Raw genomic sequence first — 16,091 nt, 5'->3', positions numbered from 1 at the left:
ACAGAATGAAAAAAGTAGCAGGTGCCCTTTTGTTGGCAGCTTTCACTATATCTACGTTTGCTCAAAGTGGCACGAATTCTCCTTATAGCCAGTATGGTTTGGGGCTGTTGTCTGACCAGACCAGCGGATTCAACCGTGGCATGAACGGATTGAGTTATGGTTTCAGGGAGAACGACCAGGTGAATTTCATCAATCCTGCCTCTTATTCAGCCTTCGATTCGCTCACCTTTGTGTTCGATGCGGGCATCTCTGGGCAACTCACTAATTTCGCAGAGAATGGTAAAAAGAAGAATGCGAAAAATGCAGACCTTGAATATGTGGTCGCTGGTTTGCGTCTGGCCAAGCATTTGGGCTTGAGCTTTGGCTTGGTTCCTTTTACCAACGTTGGATATAATTATGCCAATACCATGACCATCAACGTGGATGAAAACTACGCAAAGACCACAACAACCAATACTTACACTGGCAATGGTGGCTTGCACCAGGTGTACTTGGGGACGGGATGGGCACCCTTCAAGGGATTCTCTTTGGGTGCCAATATCTCTTATCTATGGGGGGAGTTGAACCGTTCGGTCGTGAACAGCTACAATGACCAGTCGGTTAATACCGTTTCAAAGTTTTATTCGGCACAGGTGAGGAATTATAAATTGGATTTGGGATTGCAATATACGGCTCAATTGTCGAAGAAAGATCAGGTTACCTTGGGTGCTGTGTATAGTCTGGGACATAAACTTGGTGCCGATCCAACGTTGGATGTTATCTCACGAAATCCGCAGACTGGCGTGCAGGACACAACCGCTTATAGCATAACCAACGGCTTGGAACTGCCTACAGCTATTGGAGGAGGATTGGCTTGGAACCACCAAAACCAATTGAAGTTGGGCGTTGATTATCTGCTGCAGCAGTGGTCAAAAACCGAATATCCTGTTTATTCCATCGCCAGTGGTGTGCCACAGTACGCACTGTCAAAGAATGAATTCAACGATCGGCATCGATTTACAGTTGGTGGAGAGTTCTGTCATGATGTGAACAGTCGCAATTTCTTCAAACGAATCCGCTATCGGTTAGGTGCTTCCTACGCCACACCTTATATGAAAGTAAATGGTGTGGATGGACCAAAGGAAATAAGCGTCAGTGCTGGTTTTGGCATTCCTATCGTCAATGCTTACAACAATCGGTCGTTGTTGAATGTCTCTGCGCAGTGGATTCGACAGGATGCGAAGGCCTTTATCACAGAGAATACGTTTCGTATCAATATCGGACTGACCTTCAATGAGCGTTGGTTCGCTAAATGGAAGGTTAATTAATCTGCTTTGTGAGGCAGGGAAGGTAACTGAATGGTCAAGAAGTCTGTCATACCTATCTTATTATTGTTGCACATTTTGTTTTTCATTTCGTGCGAAAAACAGAGGGAACATATTGCGCCTGCCATTCATGAACGCGACTCGGTGCCTATGATGACTACCTATGGGGTGAACCAGTTGATATCCGACTCGGGCGTCATCAAGTATAAAATAGTGACAGAACGATGGGAAATCTACCAAAATGAAACCTCTCAAAAGTCGGTTTTCATCAAGGGAGCTTTCTTAGAACAGTTTGATGAGAGCTTCCATGTGCAGTCCTACATACAATGCGATACGGCCTACTATTACACCGACAAGCAGCTTTGGGAACTGCGGGGACGGGTGAAGATATTGACCAAAGACGGACTGGACTTTACCAGTGAGGAGTTGTTTCTGGATCGGCGTGCACACGAGTTGTATTCGCGTAAGTACTCAAAACTTGTCACTCCCAAGCGAACGCTGCAAGGAAGTTATTTCCGAAGTGATGAGCGGATGACCAGATACCTGGTGACCAACAGTAGGGGTTCGTTTGAAAAATCCGACTTTACGGGCGAGTCTGACACCACTACCGTGGCAGTAGATAGCCTCAATACTTTCAGTCGTCCGCAAGCATCACCACGACCTAAGATGCCAACGACCCCTTGATAAGGATTTAAATAATGAATGAACAAGTTGATTTAACGCTGATTATCGGCATTCTCATCACGATGATACTCTCTGCTTTCTTTTCAGGAATGGAGATAGCTTTCGTGTCCAGCAACCGTATGCTTGCACAGCTGGACAAGGAGAAAATGGGAATTTCGAAGCGCTTCTTGTCTCTTTTCTTCAACAACCCCAACAGCTTTGTCAGCACTATGCTGGTGGGAAACAACATTGTGCTGGTGGTATATGGGATCTTAATTGCGCGTCTCTTTGATCAAACAATCTTTGCAGGGATGGATGCCGCATTCACCGTGCCGGCAGATACGGTGCTGTCGACGCTGATTATCTTGTTTACGGGCGAGTTTTTGCCGAAGACACTGTTCCAAAACAACCCCAACCGACTGATGCGAGTGTTCGCCTTTCCAGCCTATTTGTTTTACGTCATCCTATGGCCCATCAGCCGTTTCGCAACCTTTTTATCTGGGCTGATTCTTCGGCTGTTCAGGGTTCGCATTCCGAAAGACGCCATCTCGGGTGGATTTTCCAAGGTTGATTTGGATTATCTGATTCAATCAAGCATAGATAACGCGCGAAGTAATGAGGAAATAGAGAATGAGGTGAAAATCTTTCACAACGCACTTGATTTCCCTGATACGAAGGTGCGCGACTGCATGGTGCCGCGAACTGAGATTAATTCGGTAGACATCAATACGTGCACACTCGATGAATTGAGACAGAAATTCATTGAGAGTGGTAATTCAAAAATCATTGTTTACACGGAGGATATCGATCACATCAAAGGCTATATCCACAGTTCAGAACTGTTTAAGAATCCATCTTCATGGAAAGATGGTATCCGTTCCATGCCTTTTGTGCCTGAAACCATGCCCGCACAGAAGCTCATGCAAATACTGTTACAGCAGAAAAAAAGCCTGGGAGTGGTGGTAGATGAGTTCGGAGGGACTAGCGGTATCGTTTCTTTGGAGGACATTGTGGAGGAAATATTCGGTGAGATAGAGGACGAACACGACAGCCTAAAATATGTCGCCAAGCAGACTAACGAGGATGAATACCTGTTGTCGGCTCGGCTGGAGATAGACAAAGTGAACGAAATGTTCAGCCTAGATTTGCCCGAAAGTGAGGAGTACATGACGCTTGGTGGGTTGATATTGAATGCCTATCGTAGCTTCCCGAAGTTGAATGAGATTGTCAAAATAGGAAAATTCGAGTTCAAGATTATCAAGATTGCAACCGCTAAAATAGAGCTGGTTCAGCTGAAAGTTCTGCCCGAATGACCCTATAAAAGGGCTTGAACGCAAAATTTCAACTGAAAAATTCATGCGTTTGCTAAGAATTTAGTATTTTTGTACGCATTTTGTAAGTAACTAACAGTACCATGGCACAGGTTGTTATGTTATTTTGTAGTACGAACAATGCTTTTAAACGAATATAAAAAACAAAAAAATAAAACAGTATAATTAACAATGGCAGCATTAGGAAAAATTAGAAAAAGAGGCCTGATCTTGATTAGTATTATCGGTTTGGGTCTTTTTGCGTTTATTGCTGAAGAGGGATTTCGTTCATGCGAAGCATCACGAAACGACCGACGCCAGCAGATAGGCGAAGTGTTAGGTGAGAAAGTCAGCGTGCAAGACTTTCAAAAACTCATTGATGAGTATTCGGAAGTCATCAAGATGCAACAAGGTGTGAATAACCTCAATGAGATGCAGTTGAACCAAGTGAAAGACATGGTTTGGCAAACTTACATTCAGACCAAGGTGGTAGAGAATGAAGCCAACAAGCTGGGACTGACCGTAACAGATGCCGAATTGCAGAATATCTTGAATGAAGGAACTAACCCCATGTTGATGCAAACACCGTTTGTGAATCAACAAACGGGTCGTTTTGATGCGAATTCGCTGAAGAAGTTCCTCGCTGATTATAAGACACAGCAAACCGCTAACCCACAACTTGCTGAGCAGTATCAAGCATTGTACAAGTATTGGACGTTCATAGAGAAGACACTTCGCCAACAATTGCTGGCACAAAAATATCAAAGTCTTCTTGCCAGTTGCATCCTCTCTAATCCCGTTGAGGCCAAAATGGCATACAAAGAGACCAACGAGGAGAGCCAGATTGAGCTGGCTACGTTCCCTTATTCAAGTATTGAAGATAGCAAGGTGAAAATCTCTGACGCTGACTTGAAGGCGAAGTACGAAGAAGTGAAGGGCCGTTTCAAGCAGTATGTAGAGAGTCGTGACATCAAGTATGTGACGGTACAGGTAGCACCTTCGGCAAACGACCGTGCGGCTTTGCAGAAGTCATTCACGAAATATACAGCCGACTTGGCTGCAGCAGCCGACCCTGCAAACGCTGTTCGCAAGAGTACGTCATTGGTGAACTATCTGGGTTTGCCTGTCGCCAAGACTGCTTATGCGTCCGACATCGCCGACAGACTTGACTCCATGGCAGTTGGACAGACCTTTGGGCCGTTCGAAAGTCAGATGGATAACACGCTGAATGTTATCAAATTGGTTTCTAAACAATTGTTGCCCGACTCGGTGCAGTATCGCCAAATTCAGGTAATGGGTGCGACAGCTGACGAAGCTCAGAAGCGTGCTGACTCCATTTACACTGCATTGAACGGTGGTGCCGACTTCGAGTTGCTGGCCATAAAATATGGACAAACGGGCGAAAAGACCTGGTTGACGACCGCACAATATCAGCAAGCTCCGTCTATGGACGCTGATACAAAGACGTATATCAATACACTCAATAATCTTGGCGTCAGCGAAACGAGAAACATGAAGCTGGGCCAAGGCAATATCATCATACAGGTTGTTGACCGCAGGGCGATGATTAACAAATATACGGCTGCCGTCATTAAGAAGACCATCGATTTCTCTAAGGAGACTTATTCAACCGCCTATAACAAGTTCAGCTCATTTGTCAGTGCCAACCAGACACCGGATAAAATTGCTAAGAATGCAAAAGGCTGTGGTTACACGGTGCAGGAAGCAAAGGATATCACCACTTCTACACATACATTGGTGGGCATCAACGACACTCGTGACGCTCTGAAATGGTTGTTCGAGGCGAAAGAAGGTGAAATATCTCCAATGTACGAGTGCGGTAACAACGACCAGTTGTTGCTCGTGGTGCTTGACAAGATTCATCCAAAGGGCTATCGTCCTTACGATGATCCACAAGTGAAGGAGATGTTGAAGGCCGAGGTAATGCGTGACAAGAAGGCCGAACAACTTATGGCTAAGGCCAAGGACGTGAAGTCAGTGTCTGCTGCTAAGGCGAAGGGAGCTACCGTTGCTCCTGTCAATCAGGTAACCTTCTCGGCGCCGGTGTTTGTGATGAGTACAGGTGCCAGTGAGCCTGCATTGAGTGGTGCGGTTGCTGCTACGGCAAAAGGACAGTTCTCTGCCAAGCCTGTTAAGGGCAATGCAGGTGTCTATGTCTTCCAAGTAACCAACCGGACTACCCGTCCTGGTAAGTTTGAAGCAAAGGCAGAAGAAGATAAAGCTAGGCAGAAGGCATTGCAGTTTGCAGGCAACTTCATGAACGAATTGGTGATAAAGGCCGGCGTAGTTGATGATCGCTACTTGTTCTTCTAATGAGATAGATATCAAATTGCTCATCGTTAGGGTGGCTCAATCAATGGTATTGACCAACTAACGTTGCATCGAAATATAAAAAACTCCGCGTACTTGTTTGAGTACGCGGAGTTTTTTGTAGGTTAACAGCCAAATAGACAGGCACGTGTAGAAACCGTTTCAGCTTGCTACCTTTGCGTCCAAGAATTCGATGTTCAATCAGAATGGGATCTATTGCATGGCTATGTGCTTCATTCCGGTTGCCTATTTGTCGATGTATCTTTTCACAATGTCTTGATAGTTCTCAATCCGTCGGTCACGCAAGAATGGCCACCAGCGGCGTACTTGTTCGCTATGGTCGAGGTCGATGTCTATTACCACGCTCTCTTCATCGTCATCGCACGCCTGATAATACAGCTCTCCTTGTGGACCAGCCACAAACGAACTACCCCAAAAGTTAATGCCATTGGTTTGTCCAGAAGGGTCGTCTTCGTGTCCAACTCGGTTTACTGTGATGACGGGAATGCCGTTAGCTACCGCATGCCCACGCTGAACGGTCATCCATGCGTTGCGTTGTCGCTGTTGCTCATCCTTGTCATCGCTACTTTCGTAACCAATGGCTGTGGGGTAGATGAGGAGTTGTGCGCCTTGCAATGCCATGAGTCGGGCTGCCTCTGGATACCATTGATCCCAACAGACCAGTACACCTAAGCGACCGATGGACGTGTCGATGGGGTGGAAACCCAAGTCGCCAGGCGTGAAATAGAACTTTTCATAGTAAGCAGGGTCGTCAGGTATGTGCATCTTGCGGTATTTCCCAGCGATAGTTCCGTCTTTCTCTATCACCACTGCTGTGTTGTGATACAGGCCGGGAGCCCGCTTTTCAAATAGCGAAGTGATGATGACCACCTCTAATTTTTTAGCCAACTTGCCGAAGAACTCTGTAGAAGGACCCGGGATTGGTTCTGCCAAATCGAAGTTGTTTACATCCTCCACCTGACAAAAGTAGAGCGAGTTGTGCAGTTCTTGCAACACAATGAGCTGTGCGCCACGCTGCGCCAAGTCGGTGATGTTCTCGGCTATTTTCTTTTTGTTATCGTCTACACATTTTGTGTTCCGCAATTGTAGTATTCCTATTCTTATTTCGTTCATTTTTTGAGTTTATGAGTTTATGAGTTTTTTAGTTTTTTAGTTGACGAGTTTACATGTTCACAAGTTGACAGCTTTGCCAATCATAAAGTTCAAAGTTCAATGTTCAAAGTTCAAAGTTTGCATTTGTTGCATGGTAAGACAGTGCAGTGAACCATGTTGCTTGATGACCGTTGTAGCATCCAGGGGAATGATGTCGCGGTGGGGAAAGGCCGTCCCAATGATGTCGAGTGCTTGCCTGTCCAGTTCGTCTTGTTGATAAGTTGGAACTATCACCGCCCCATTAATGACAACGAAGTTGGCGTAAGTGGCTGGCAGACGCTCGCCTTCGTAGTAAATAGGCTGGGGTATAGGGAGCTTGAGCAATCGATAGGACTTGCCTTCTATGGTGCGAAACGTTTTCAACTGTCGTTCCATTTTTTTGAAGTCGTCGTATTGTACGTCCTCCTCGTCACCGGTACCTATATATAATAAGGTGTCATTTGGGGCAAAGCGCACGGTTGTGTCTATGTGTCCATCTGTGTCATCACCCACTAGCTTTCCGTAGTCTATCCATAAAATGCGGTTGGCGTGCAATCTTTCGAGCAACTTTCGTTCTATTTCTTGCTTTGTCAGCGGTTGGTTTCTGTTTGGAGCGAGCAAGCAGAGACTGGTGGTCAGGATGGTTCCCTTGCCGTCGCTCTCGATGGAACCTCCCTCTAAGACAAAGTCGTTATAATCTACATATTCGCCTTTTACGGCGTTTTGAGCTACAAGTTGCCTGTTAATCAGGTTGTCCTTGGAGGCTTCAAACTTGTTCCCCCAACCGTTAAATTGGAAATCCAAGAGCTGGGGAGCAGCTTTGCCGTCCTTCGGCAGCAAGGTGATGAAGCCATGGTCGCGAGCCCATGTATCGTTGAGAGGACATTCTACGAACCTGATTCGTTGGCATTCCTGTGCCGTGAAATGACGTTTTGTCTCTGCCACATCTTGTGTGACGATGATCACCTCCTGATATCTTGCAATCACCCTTGCCAGTTGCACCTCGGTGTCAACAATGTCTTGCAAATAGGGTTGCCAGTCGGTATGGGCATGTGGCCATGTCAATTGCACGGCTTTTTGCGGCTCCCATTCGGCAGGCAGGTAGTAGAGTATCTTGTATTTTGTCATCAGTTTATTCTTTGTCGATACTTTATCGTTACAAATATACACTAAAAAAGCGATTTACAACCCATACAATTAAAATATATGCAACGAGGAAGATGGAATGAGGCATTAGACCGGTGCTGAGCCATTTTTTATCACGGTACAGTCGGTTGATTCTTATATTTTTTGTGTACATTTGCCAATGTATGATAGAAATCAAGGATGCCACCATCAAAATGGGTAGCCACGTTGTATGCAAAGACCTGTCGTTCATGGCTATGGATGGGCAGCTGACGTGCGTGCACGCACAAGATACAGAGGCTTTGGAGACTTTGCTGCACGCCTTTTTAGGTTTGCAGCCACTCGAAAGTGGGTATGTGTCGGTAGATGGCGAGCGCGTCACCTCACTGTCGGCTCCTTTCTTTCGGCAGATGATGGCATACGTTCCCAGCAAATTTGACTTTGGCGACATTTCCGTGTCCTCGCTTTTCCATTTGCTGGTGGACACGGAAGCACCTGCACGACACGAGCAAAAGACGGCCCTTTTAAGGCAATGGCAATTGTTGGGCATCGATAAGTCGTGTTATGAGCGGCAGTTGTGTTCGCTTTCGGCCGACGTGCAACAGCGCATCATGCTCTCGTTTGCAGGCGTTCTCAATCCAAATATTATTCTTCTCAATCAGCCAACGGCTTGGCAGACACCCGAAAGTGTACCTTTGGTGCTGTCGTACATGCAGTCGATGAAAGCCGCCGGGCATCTTGTCTTGTGGACAACCACCGACGAGCAAGTTGCCGAAATGGCTGATGTGGTTATCAATTTGACACCGTAGACAAAATGGACATCACTTTCATGCAATGTATTTTAGGGCTCTTGCTGTTGCTTGTTCCCTGCTATGTTTTCTATGTGTTCAACATCCCACTGCTCACGAAGACGCTTCGTTCGTTCCTTAAAATGGCGGGCAGCCTTTTGGTGCTGGGTGTGTTGCTGTACGAAGTTGTCACACTTGACAAACCGTTCTTTACGCTGTTGTTCTCTCTGCTCATCATCGTTTGGGGAGCCACGTTGTCCATTGTGCGGGCCAAGTTGCCCCTGCGGCAATTTTTTCTGCCCGTGTTGGCCGGTACGTTTGCAGGCGTGCTGGTGGTTGGTCTGTATGTGCTGTTGTTGGTCATGGGAGGGGCAAACGTGTTTGAACCCCGTTATATGATACCAGTCGTGGCCCTGCTCACCGGGCATCTCATCCACGCAAACAGCAAAGCCCTGCATGTTTACTATATGGGATTGCGCCACCATGGGCAGCTTTACCACTATTTGCTGGCCAATGGCGCCACCCATAGCCATGCGCTCGGCTACCTGTTGCGGCGTGCAATACAGCAGTCGGCCCTGCCCAGTCTGTCAGGCATGGGGTGGGTTGTTATGGGCGTGTCGCCTTTGGTGATGTGGGGCATGCTGTTAGTAGGCGCCAGTGTGCTCACAGCCGTGGCGTGCCAGGTGGTACTGTTGGTTGCCATGTTTACGGCAGCGGTGCTCTCCATCATCGTCACCGTGACGGTTTCGCGCCGATATTTGTTGGATGATTATGCCCAATTAAAGGGGACTGAGCGGCAAGACACCAACTGATGACCAGCCACACACAGGGCCATGTTTTTCCTACTTCTTTGCATGAATAGGTCGGGAATGTCTTTCCGTTTTCTTTACAACAGCCTTCTCATAATTCTCGCCAAATTCATGACGTCCTTGATTGCTCGTAAATACCGCAAGCATTTGATGATTTTATACCATCAATAGTGTCAATGAGTTACGCGAAAAATCTATTTCTTCTATCCTCTTTTTATTGATTTTTCGGTCGAAAAGCAGCCCTTTTTCCGTGCAAATGCAATGCTTTTGTCCTTCAAAAGTATGACTGTAGGCTGCCAAAGTGATACATATTACAGCGTTAACTCAATGCTATAACGGTGGCATGCACTTGTTGAGCGTGTTGAACACGGTTGTTTTGCTTGTTTTTCTTGCTTGTTTTTTCTATTTCATGAAAATCCAAATGCAGTTTTTTTGTCATTTAATTTAACAGGAGGGGAAAGCTTCCCCCGACCCCTCCGAAGGAGGGGAGAGATGAGCTGAAGGACTAATCAACTTGTTTACTCGTTACCTTGTCAACTCGTCAACTAATAACTTTTTCTAGTTAAAGTATGTAAAAAAAAACAAAATATCAATATTATTCTTTATTTTTGCATGGTCATCTTCAATCAACTTGTGTCGGATATTGAAGCGTGAAGCAATGGCCTTGAAATGTTAAATTCTTTACTAAATAAACACCGTATGAAGAGATTATTTGTTGCATTTATTTGCATTGTTGCTTGTTGCATGTCAACAAACGCCAAAATTAAGACCGACTTTGGAACCTATGCGCTCGGTGCCTCGGGCCTCTATGGAACAAGTGGAGATTACAACCATGGCGGTGCCGGATTGACCTTGCAAAAGTTTTTTGGTGATGAGTTCCGTTTTAGCATGTTTGCCAACTATTTTTTCAAGCAAAACAACGCCAGCTTTATTGAGTTTGGCACCGACTTCAACTATGTGTTTCCGTTGACTCCTAAGCTGGGCATTTATCCTGTTTTAGGTTTGGGGTATTCCATCATGAAGCTGAACAATGTGATAGAGAAGCCAGCCGGTGTCGACATCCTTCCTGATGACTATACGGACGATTCGGAAGGCAATCTCAATTTTGACCTCGGGGCGGGATGTGAGTATTATTTCACTCCATCGTTCAAAGGCTTTGCCGAGGTAAAATACCGGTACGTTAAAAACTACGATCGGACGTTGTTCCAAGTAGGAGTGGCTTACGTTTGGTAGACAACAAATTGACTATTAACTAAATATACAGATATGAGAAAATCACTGTTTGCCGTCATTGCCACCGTATGCGTGGCGATGACCCTTGGTGGGTGTCAAATTTACGGACTGGTTAAAGACGCTACCGACAAGGAAGAAGGAAAGATTATCATGAAAGATGGTAAGGAGTATGTGGGACGTGTAGAGATGCCCAATGTCAACACCAAGCGTCTCTCGATTGTGGTCAACGATGGGCAGAAGACCGTTGTGGAAGCTAAAGACATCGCCTCGCTTACCGTGTGGAAGAAGACGCATCCTGAGCGTAAGCACACGTTGAAGTATCTCCCATCAGAATTTCTGAGGAAAAAGATGCGTAAGCCATTGTGGATGGCAGTGACTGCAACAGGACCGTATGTCGAATTCTATACATGCAGTTTTGATTACTCCATTCCCTCGAGTGGATACCTTAAAATTACCAGCGTGCAGAACGGTAGCATTGAGCATCTGGCACTAAAGAAAGGCGGCAAAATGCCAAAGACGATTTCGGTCTCTGACATCAGCAAGCGACAGAAGCGCAAACTGCTGTTGGAATATCTTAATGACGATGCAGCCTTGGCGAAGAAGATAAACAATCAGGACATCCGCCCGGATGATTTTGAAACCATTGCTGAAATTTATCATCCATAAATATCGGGGTATGTTGTGTCACAAGCGCTTAGTATGCGCCTGCAAGAAATTATCAGCCAGCTTTCGCCTGTGGTGCGTTTGCTGGCTGGTCATGATGATGAGCGCATGTCCATTGAAGGTTAAGGCGCAAATCATCCGGATAGAGCTTTCTGGTGGCCTGCAATATTTCTCCGGCATGACCAAAAAGATAGGGTGGGACTATAATCTCGCAGGTAGGTGTATGGTAACAGACAACTGGTTTGCGGCTGCCCTGATACATGGTGGCTTCAGTAGGGGAACATACCCGGGCGTTTATGCCAACGAGGCGATAAGCCTAAAGCACAACCAGGATGCTTCCTTCATGGGTGTGGGTGCGGGCTATCTGCATCCTGTGAACGATCACCTACATGCTTATGCGCAGTTGTTGGGAGGCTGGGGAGCCATTGAAACGACGGGTAATCCGAAACAGAAAATAGTGACCGAGATAGAAGGACACGAGTTTAAAGGCTTCTCTGCGGCCAGCGTGTTGGGTATAGACTATTACCTGCCGTCTTCTGGAATATGGGGTGCTGATGTCGTGATACATTATATTGACGGTCATGTCATGCCCTCCATCAACCTGAAGTATGGCATCAACTTCGATTTGTAGCGATGGTATGGGTCGCAACAGGTTCATAATCATCTGTTTCGTGCTTGTTTGTGTTCGTCTTTTGCCATGCCTGTATCTTCTTCTTTCAGTTCATGCTATTGCGATGGGGTGCATGAGTATAGGGTTTTGTTTTAGAAAAAGTAGGGTTGTGAAGAGCATGTGAAACGGAAAATAACGTTAAACTGCGTTGCGATCTTGCGTATTTGTCGTGAAAACATTATCTTTGCAACAGCTAAATAATATAGGTAGCGTGAAGATAATAGAAGTGGTGAATGCCCTTGAACGATTCGCGCCTTTGCCCTTGCAAGCAGATTATGACAACGCTGGGTTGCAAGTTGGATTGACAGAGGCGGAACTATCAGGGGCTTTATTGTGTCTGGATGTGACGGAACAGATTGTTGACGAGGCTGTTGCGCTGGGGTGTAATCTCATAGTGGCGCACCATCCGCTGATATTCCGCAGGTTGTCGTGCATCTCCAATCAAAACTATGTGCAGCGAACGGTCATGAAGGCCATCCGTCACAACGTGGCTATCGTGGCGATGCACACCAACCTGGACAGTGCTAAAGGTGGCGTTAACTACAAGATTGCCGAGAAGATGGGGTTGCAGAACCTGTCGTTCATCGGCAAGACGCAGCTGGTTGATGGTGTGGAAGGTGGTGAGGGTGTTGTCGGTTCCTTTGCAGAACCAATGGCTGCCGATGACTTCATCATGATGCTCAAACGCGAATTTGACGTGGAGTGCGTGCAGGCCAATCAGCTGTTGCGGCGCCCCATCAAAACCGTTGCAATGTGTGGAGGTTCGGGTTCGTTTCTCTTGAATGACGCATTGCAGGCTGGTGCCGATGCCTTCGTGACGGGCGAAATGGGCTATCACGAGTTCTTCGACATGGAGCAGCGTATTCAGTTGGCCGTGATAGGTCATTATCAGAGTGAACAGTACACTATCGAGCTTTTGAAACAGGTTATCGAGGAGCAGTGTCCCGGAGCTGAATGTCACCTGACCAACATCAACACGAATCCGATCATCTACCTTTAATAATGGGTTGAATCAATTAAAAATAGAATAGAACATGGCAAAGAAAGATCCTACAGATTTATCAGTAGAAGAGAAGTTGAAGGCGCTTTATCAGTTGCAAACCACCCTGTCGGGCATTGATGAGAAACGAGCCTTGCGCGGGGAACTGCCACTTGAGGTGCAGGACCTGGAGGACGAGATAGCTGGTCTGACCACTCGTATGGAGAAGATTAAGACCGAAATCGATGAGTTCAAGAAGGCGATCACCCAGAAGAAAGCAGACATTACAAGTGCCGAATCGAGCGTGGAGCGTTACAAGAAACAGCTTGACGAGGTGAAGAACAACCGTGAGTATGACACGCTGACCAAGGAAATTGAGTTCCAAAGCCTTGAGATAGAGCTTTGCAACAAGAAAATCAAGGAAGCCTTAATCAAGGTGGAAGAGAAAAATGCCGATTTGGCAGAGGCCGATGAGCTGATTAAGGATCGTACGGCAGCCTTGAAGGAGAAGAAGGAAGAGCTTGATGAAATCATGCAGGAAACTCGTGACGAGGAGGAAAAACTGAAAAACAAGGCCAGTGAACTCGAGGGCGCAATAGAACCGCGTCTGCTCTCAAGTTTCAAACGCATTCGCAAAAACTCACGAAACGGACTGGGCATTGTCTATGTGCAGCGTGATGCTTGCGGTGGTTGCTTCAACAAGATTCCGCCTCAGCGACAGCTGGACATCAAGATGCACAAGAAGGTCATCGTGTGTGAGTATTGTGGTCGTATCATGATTGATCCCGAATTGGCCGGTGTGAAAGTAGAGAAAAACGCAACGGAGGAGAAACCAAAGCGCAAGCGTTCCGTTCGCAAAACCGCGAAGAAGGACGAAGAAGATAAATAAACCTGCTTCAAACCGGCATGATGAAAAGGGGTGATGCCCCTTGAACATTCGGTGAATAAATGAAATTAGCCAAAGTAAGATTGCTGTCTTTCTTTGGCTAAATTTTAGTTACGGTTGGCGTGTGTCATGAATGGAGATATGTTGCTTTATGATAATGGGACATGCGATAAGTCTGTGTGTGGATTACTTTTATGGGAGTTTTTGACATGCACATGGTGATTCCCCTTGCCGTCATTCAGTCATGCGCTTGCTCTTGATACGGCTTTTGATGGAGCGCACGCTGCTGGGGCCAATGGCCAAAATGTCTCCCACTTCTTGCTCTGTCTTGCCCATGCGCTCGGTAGCAGTGAGATATAGGTACTGTTTGGGCGAGAGCCTACAGTATGTTTGGTTCAGTTGTTCAACGTAGGGCATGTCGATGAGTTTGATGTACTCTAAGAAGTCAAGAAAATCTTGGTTGCTCCAATGTATGGTGTTTCGGTTGCAAAGCACGCTCTCGTATAGAATCTTTCCGTTGCTGAGCCTTTGTACCTCGGTATCTTTGAGCGTACTTACTTTCTTTTTCAGCTCGATTAGTTCTTTGTTGGTGATGTTCTGAGTGGCTTTCAGCTCGTGCAGCTGGTCGCTATACTCGTTGAGCAGCAGATGTTTTTGCAGCAGGTCTCGCCGGTCGCGTGCTTGTTTGTACTTGTGGTAGAGCACCATTGTTGCTACTGATAGCACCAATATGATGAGTAGACCGGTGGAGTATGTGCGATAAGTATCGATTTGTTTCTCGTGTTCTTCTCGCTCATATTTGTTCTGTATGTCGTAAATGTTGTTTTGGCTGCGTATGAGTTCTTGTCGCTTTTGAAAAGCGAGCAGCGTGTCGGCTATGCGCGTGGCTCCTTGATAGTCGCGCATAGTTTGTCTCAATGTGAAGAGGCTGTGCAGCACTTTTTCGTAGGTGTATACGTCTGTGGTGTCTGCGGCCTTTAGCAAGCAGTCGTGAGCGCGTTTCAGTTCACCTCGTTGTATGTAAAAATCGGCCAGTACTGCGTAGGTGTAGCTGCTTGGCCGTTCTCTCAAGGCTCGCTGTATGTACTCTTCGGCCTTGGCTGAATCGTTGTTAAGATGATAGGCTTCGCTGATGTTTGAGAGTAGCACCGACTGGTTTTCGCGGCTCAGGTATGGGTAGTAGTTGAGGCTTTGGCGTAGGTATTCCAAGTTGCTGTCGGGTTTTTGCAATCCACTGTATGCGTTGGCAATGTAGGTGAGGCTATAGCCTATCCACTCTTTGTTGTTGAGCTTGCGTGCCATGTCGCCCGCTTTGCGAGCGTATTTGATGGCGGTGGCGTAGTTTTTGTTAATTAGGTTGATGTAGGAGATGGATGAATAGACCTTGTGCTTCAGTGTGAGGTTTTTGGATTGTTTGACCAAGTTTTCTGCACGTTTGAGCAAAAGGATAGCTCGTCGGGTATTGCCACGGTAGAAAAAATGTATCACGCCTTTGTAGTAGCATGCTCTTGCGAGTTGCTCTTGATCACCGTTCTGCTCGTAGTAGAAGATGGCATAATCGATGGAGTCGTTGTCCACGGGGAGTTGCTTGCGGAAGAAAGTCTCTGTCTTGAGCAGTGTGTAACGCGCCATGTCGCCGTGGCTGTCAAGGTGCTCGTTTGACATTTCACATAAAAAGGTGTAGGCTGCGTCAACGTTGCCTTGGGCGAGCAAGGTATCCACCCTGTCAAGACTGGCTTGATGGTCGGAGAAATGGTTGCATGCGGTCGTCAAGGCGATGGCTGTAACGAGCATGGTCAAGATAAATATGAGGTTGAGAGAACGGGCGGTTAAATAGAGTTTGTGAAGCTCTTTACGCATGCGAGATATGATATGTTTTAGGATTATAGACTTCATTTATGTCGCAAAGATAAGCTAAAATAATGAAATTGTGTGCAAAAAACGTCACGAAAGTAGCATTTTTGAAAGAAAGAAAGTGTTGTTTTGTAACAAAACATTAACAATTGTCCTTTTTTTTGTTGCAAAAACCAGATATATTTCTCTATGCGATGTTCTTCATAGTGTCAGTAAACATAAGGATGTTGCAGTGCAACATCCTTTTTTTCAATGATTTTCTTATTTTGAATTTAAGTCTAAATAACATATATTTGCAGTGAGCATGTTGAAACCACATGGTTT

General features: G+C 46.2%; 14 protein-coding genes. 11 read left to right on the top strand and 3 right to left on the bottom strand.

What is annotated here, in order from left to right; all coding sequences use genetic code 11:
- Positions 1-5 precede the first annotated feature (5 nt).
- From NQ518_RS05420 to NQ518_RS05405, 4 genes are all read left to right on the top strand, one after another.
- On the top strand, positions 6-1,307 hold the full coding sequence (locus NQ518_RS05420; RefSeq protein ID WP_227206696.1) for a hypothetical protein: 1,302 nt from the start codon (positions 6-8) through the stop codon (positions 1,305-1,307).
- A 30-nt stretch (positions 1,308-1,337) separates the two neighbouring features.
- A complete protein-coding gene (gene lptC / locus NQ518_RS05415) occupies positions 1,338-1,988 on the top strand; it encodes an LPS export ABC transporter periplasmic protein LptC (RefSeq protein WP_004347646.1) in 651 nt (216 codons plus the stop codon).
- Positions 1,989-2,002: 14 nt separating this feature from the next.
- Positions 2,003-3,280: a hemolysin family protein gene (locus tag NQ518_RS05410; RefSeq protein ID WP_227960552.1), complete on the top strand. Its 1,278-nt coding sequence runs from the start codon at positions 2,003-2,005 to the stop codon at positions 3,278-3,280.
- 189 nt (positions 3,281-3,469) lie between these two features.
- Positions 3,470-5,611: a peptidylprolyl isomerase gene (locus tag NQ518_RS05405; RefSeq protein ID WP_227960554.1), complete on the top strand. Its 2,142-nt coding sequence runs from the start codon at positions 3,470-3,472 to the stop codon at positions 5,609-5,611.
- A 243-nt stretch (positions 5,612-5,854) separates the two neighbouring features.
- Here NQ518_RS05405 and NQ518_RS05400 read toward each other — a convergent pair whose 3' ends face one another.
- A complete protein-coding gene (locus NQ518_RS05400; RefSeq protein WP_227960556.1) occupies positions 5,855-6,742 on the bottom strand; it encodes a carbon-nitrogen hydrolase in 888 nt (295 codons plus the stop codon).
- Positions 6,743-6,838: 96 nt separating this feature from the next.
- Complete coding sequence (locus tag NQ518_RS05395; RefSeq protein WP_227960558.1) at positions 6,839-7,888, bottom strand: agmatine deiminase family protein; 1,050 nt, start codon at positions 7,886-7,888, stop codon at positions 6,839-6,841.
- Between the two features lie 182 nt (positions 7,889-8,070).
- Between NQ518_RS05395 and NQ518_RS05390 the strand changes: the two genes are divergently transcribed.
- From NQ518_RS05390 to NQ518_RS05360, 7 genes are all read left to right on the top strand, one after another.
- The gene (locus NQ518_RS05390) at positions 8,071-8,694 is read left to right on the top strand and encodes an ATP-binding cassette domain-containing protein (RefSeq protein ID WP_227960560.1); all 624 of its coding nucleotides are present in this window, start codon (positions 8,071-8,073) and stop codon (positions 8,692-8,694) included.
- A gap of 5 nt (positions 8,695-8,699) precedes the next feature.
- Entirely contained in the window at positions 8,700-9,485 is a 786-nt protein-coding gene (locus tag NQ518_RS05385; protein ID WP_227960562.1) for an ABC transporter permease, read from the top strand.
- Positions 9,486-10,181: 696 nt separating this feature from the next.
- Positions 10,182-10,715: an outer membrane beta-barrel protein gene (locus tag NQ518_RS05380; RefSeq protein ID WP_227960564.1), complete on the top strand. Its 534-nt coding sequence runs from the start codon at positions 10,182-10,184 to the stop codon at positions 10,713-10,715.
- A gap of 33 nt (positions 10,716-10,748) precedes the next feature.
- Positions 10,749-11,381, top strand: a complete 633-nt coding sequence (locus tag NQ518_RS05375) for a hypothetical protein (RefSeq protein ID WP_004347655.1) — start codon at positions 10,749-10,751, stop codon at positions 11,379-11,381.
- Positions 11,344-12,009 (top strand): hypothetical protein, encoded by a 666-nt coding sequence (locus tag NQ518_RS05370; protein ID WP_155813542.1) that lies wholly within the window; start codon positions 11,344-11,346, stop codon positions 12,007-12,009. The genes NQ518_RS05375 and NQ518_RS05370 overlap by 38 nt, the downstream gene beginning before the upstream one ends.
- Before the next feature lie 250 nt (positions 12,010-12,259).
- Entirely contained in the window at positions 12,260-13,048 is a 789-nt protein-coding gene (locus NQ518_RS05365; protein WP_227960566.1) for a Nif3-like dinuclear metal center hexameric protein, read from the top strand.
- Between the two features lie 34 nt (positions 13,049-13,082).
- Positions 13,083-13,916 (top strand): zinc ribbon domain-containing protein, encoded by an 834-nt coding sequence (locus NQ518_RS05360; protein ID WP_227206710.1) that lies wholly within the window; start codon positions 13,083-13,085, stop codon positions 13,914-13,916.
- A 231-nt stretch (positions 13,917-14,147) separates the two neighbouring features.
- On the opposite strand, the gene NQ518_RS05355 is transcribed toward NQ518_RS05360, so the two are convergent.
- Entirely contained in the window at positions 14,148-15,773 is a 1,626-nt protein-coding gene (locus tag NQ518_RS05355) for a tetratricopeptide repeat protein (protein WP_227206712.1), read from the bottom strand.
- Between the last annotated feature and the right edge of the window lie 318 nt (positions 15,774-16,091).

Source organism: Hoylesella buccalis ATCC 35310, from assembly GCF_025151385.1.
Taxonomy (GTDB): Bacteria; Bacteroidota; Bacteroidia; order Bacteroidales; family Bacteroidaceae; genus Prevotella; species Prevotella buccalis.
The sequence above is the reverse complement of the archived record's forward strand: the minus strand, read 5'-3'. Positions and strand labels throughout refer to the sequence as shown.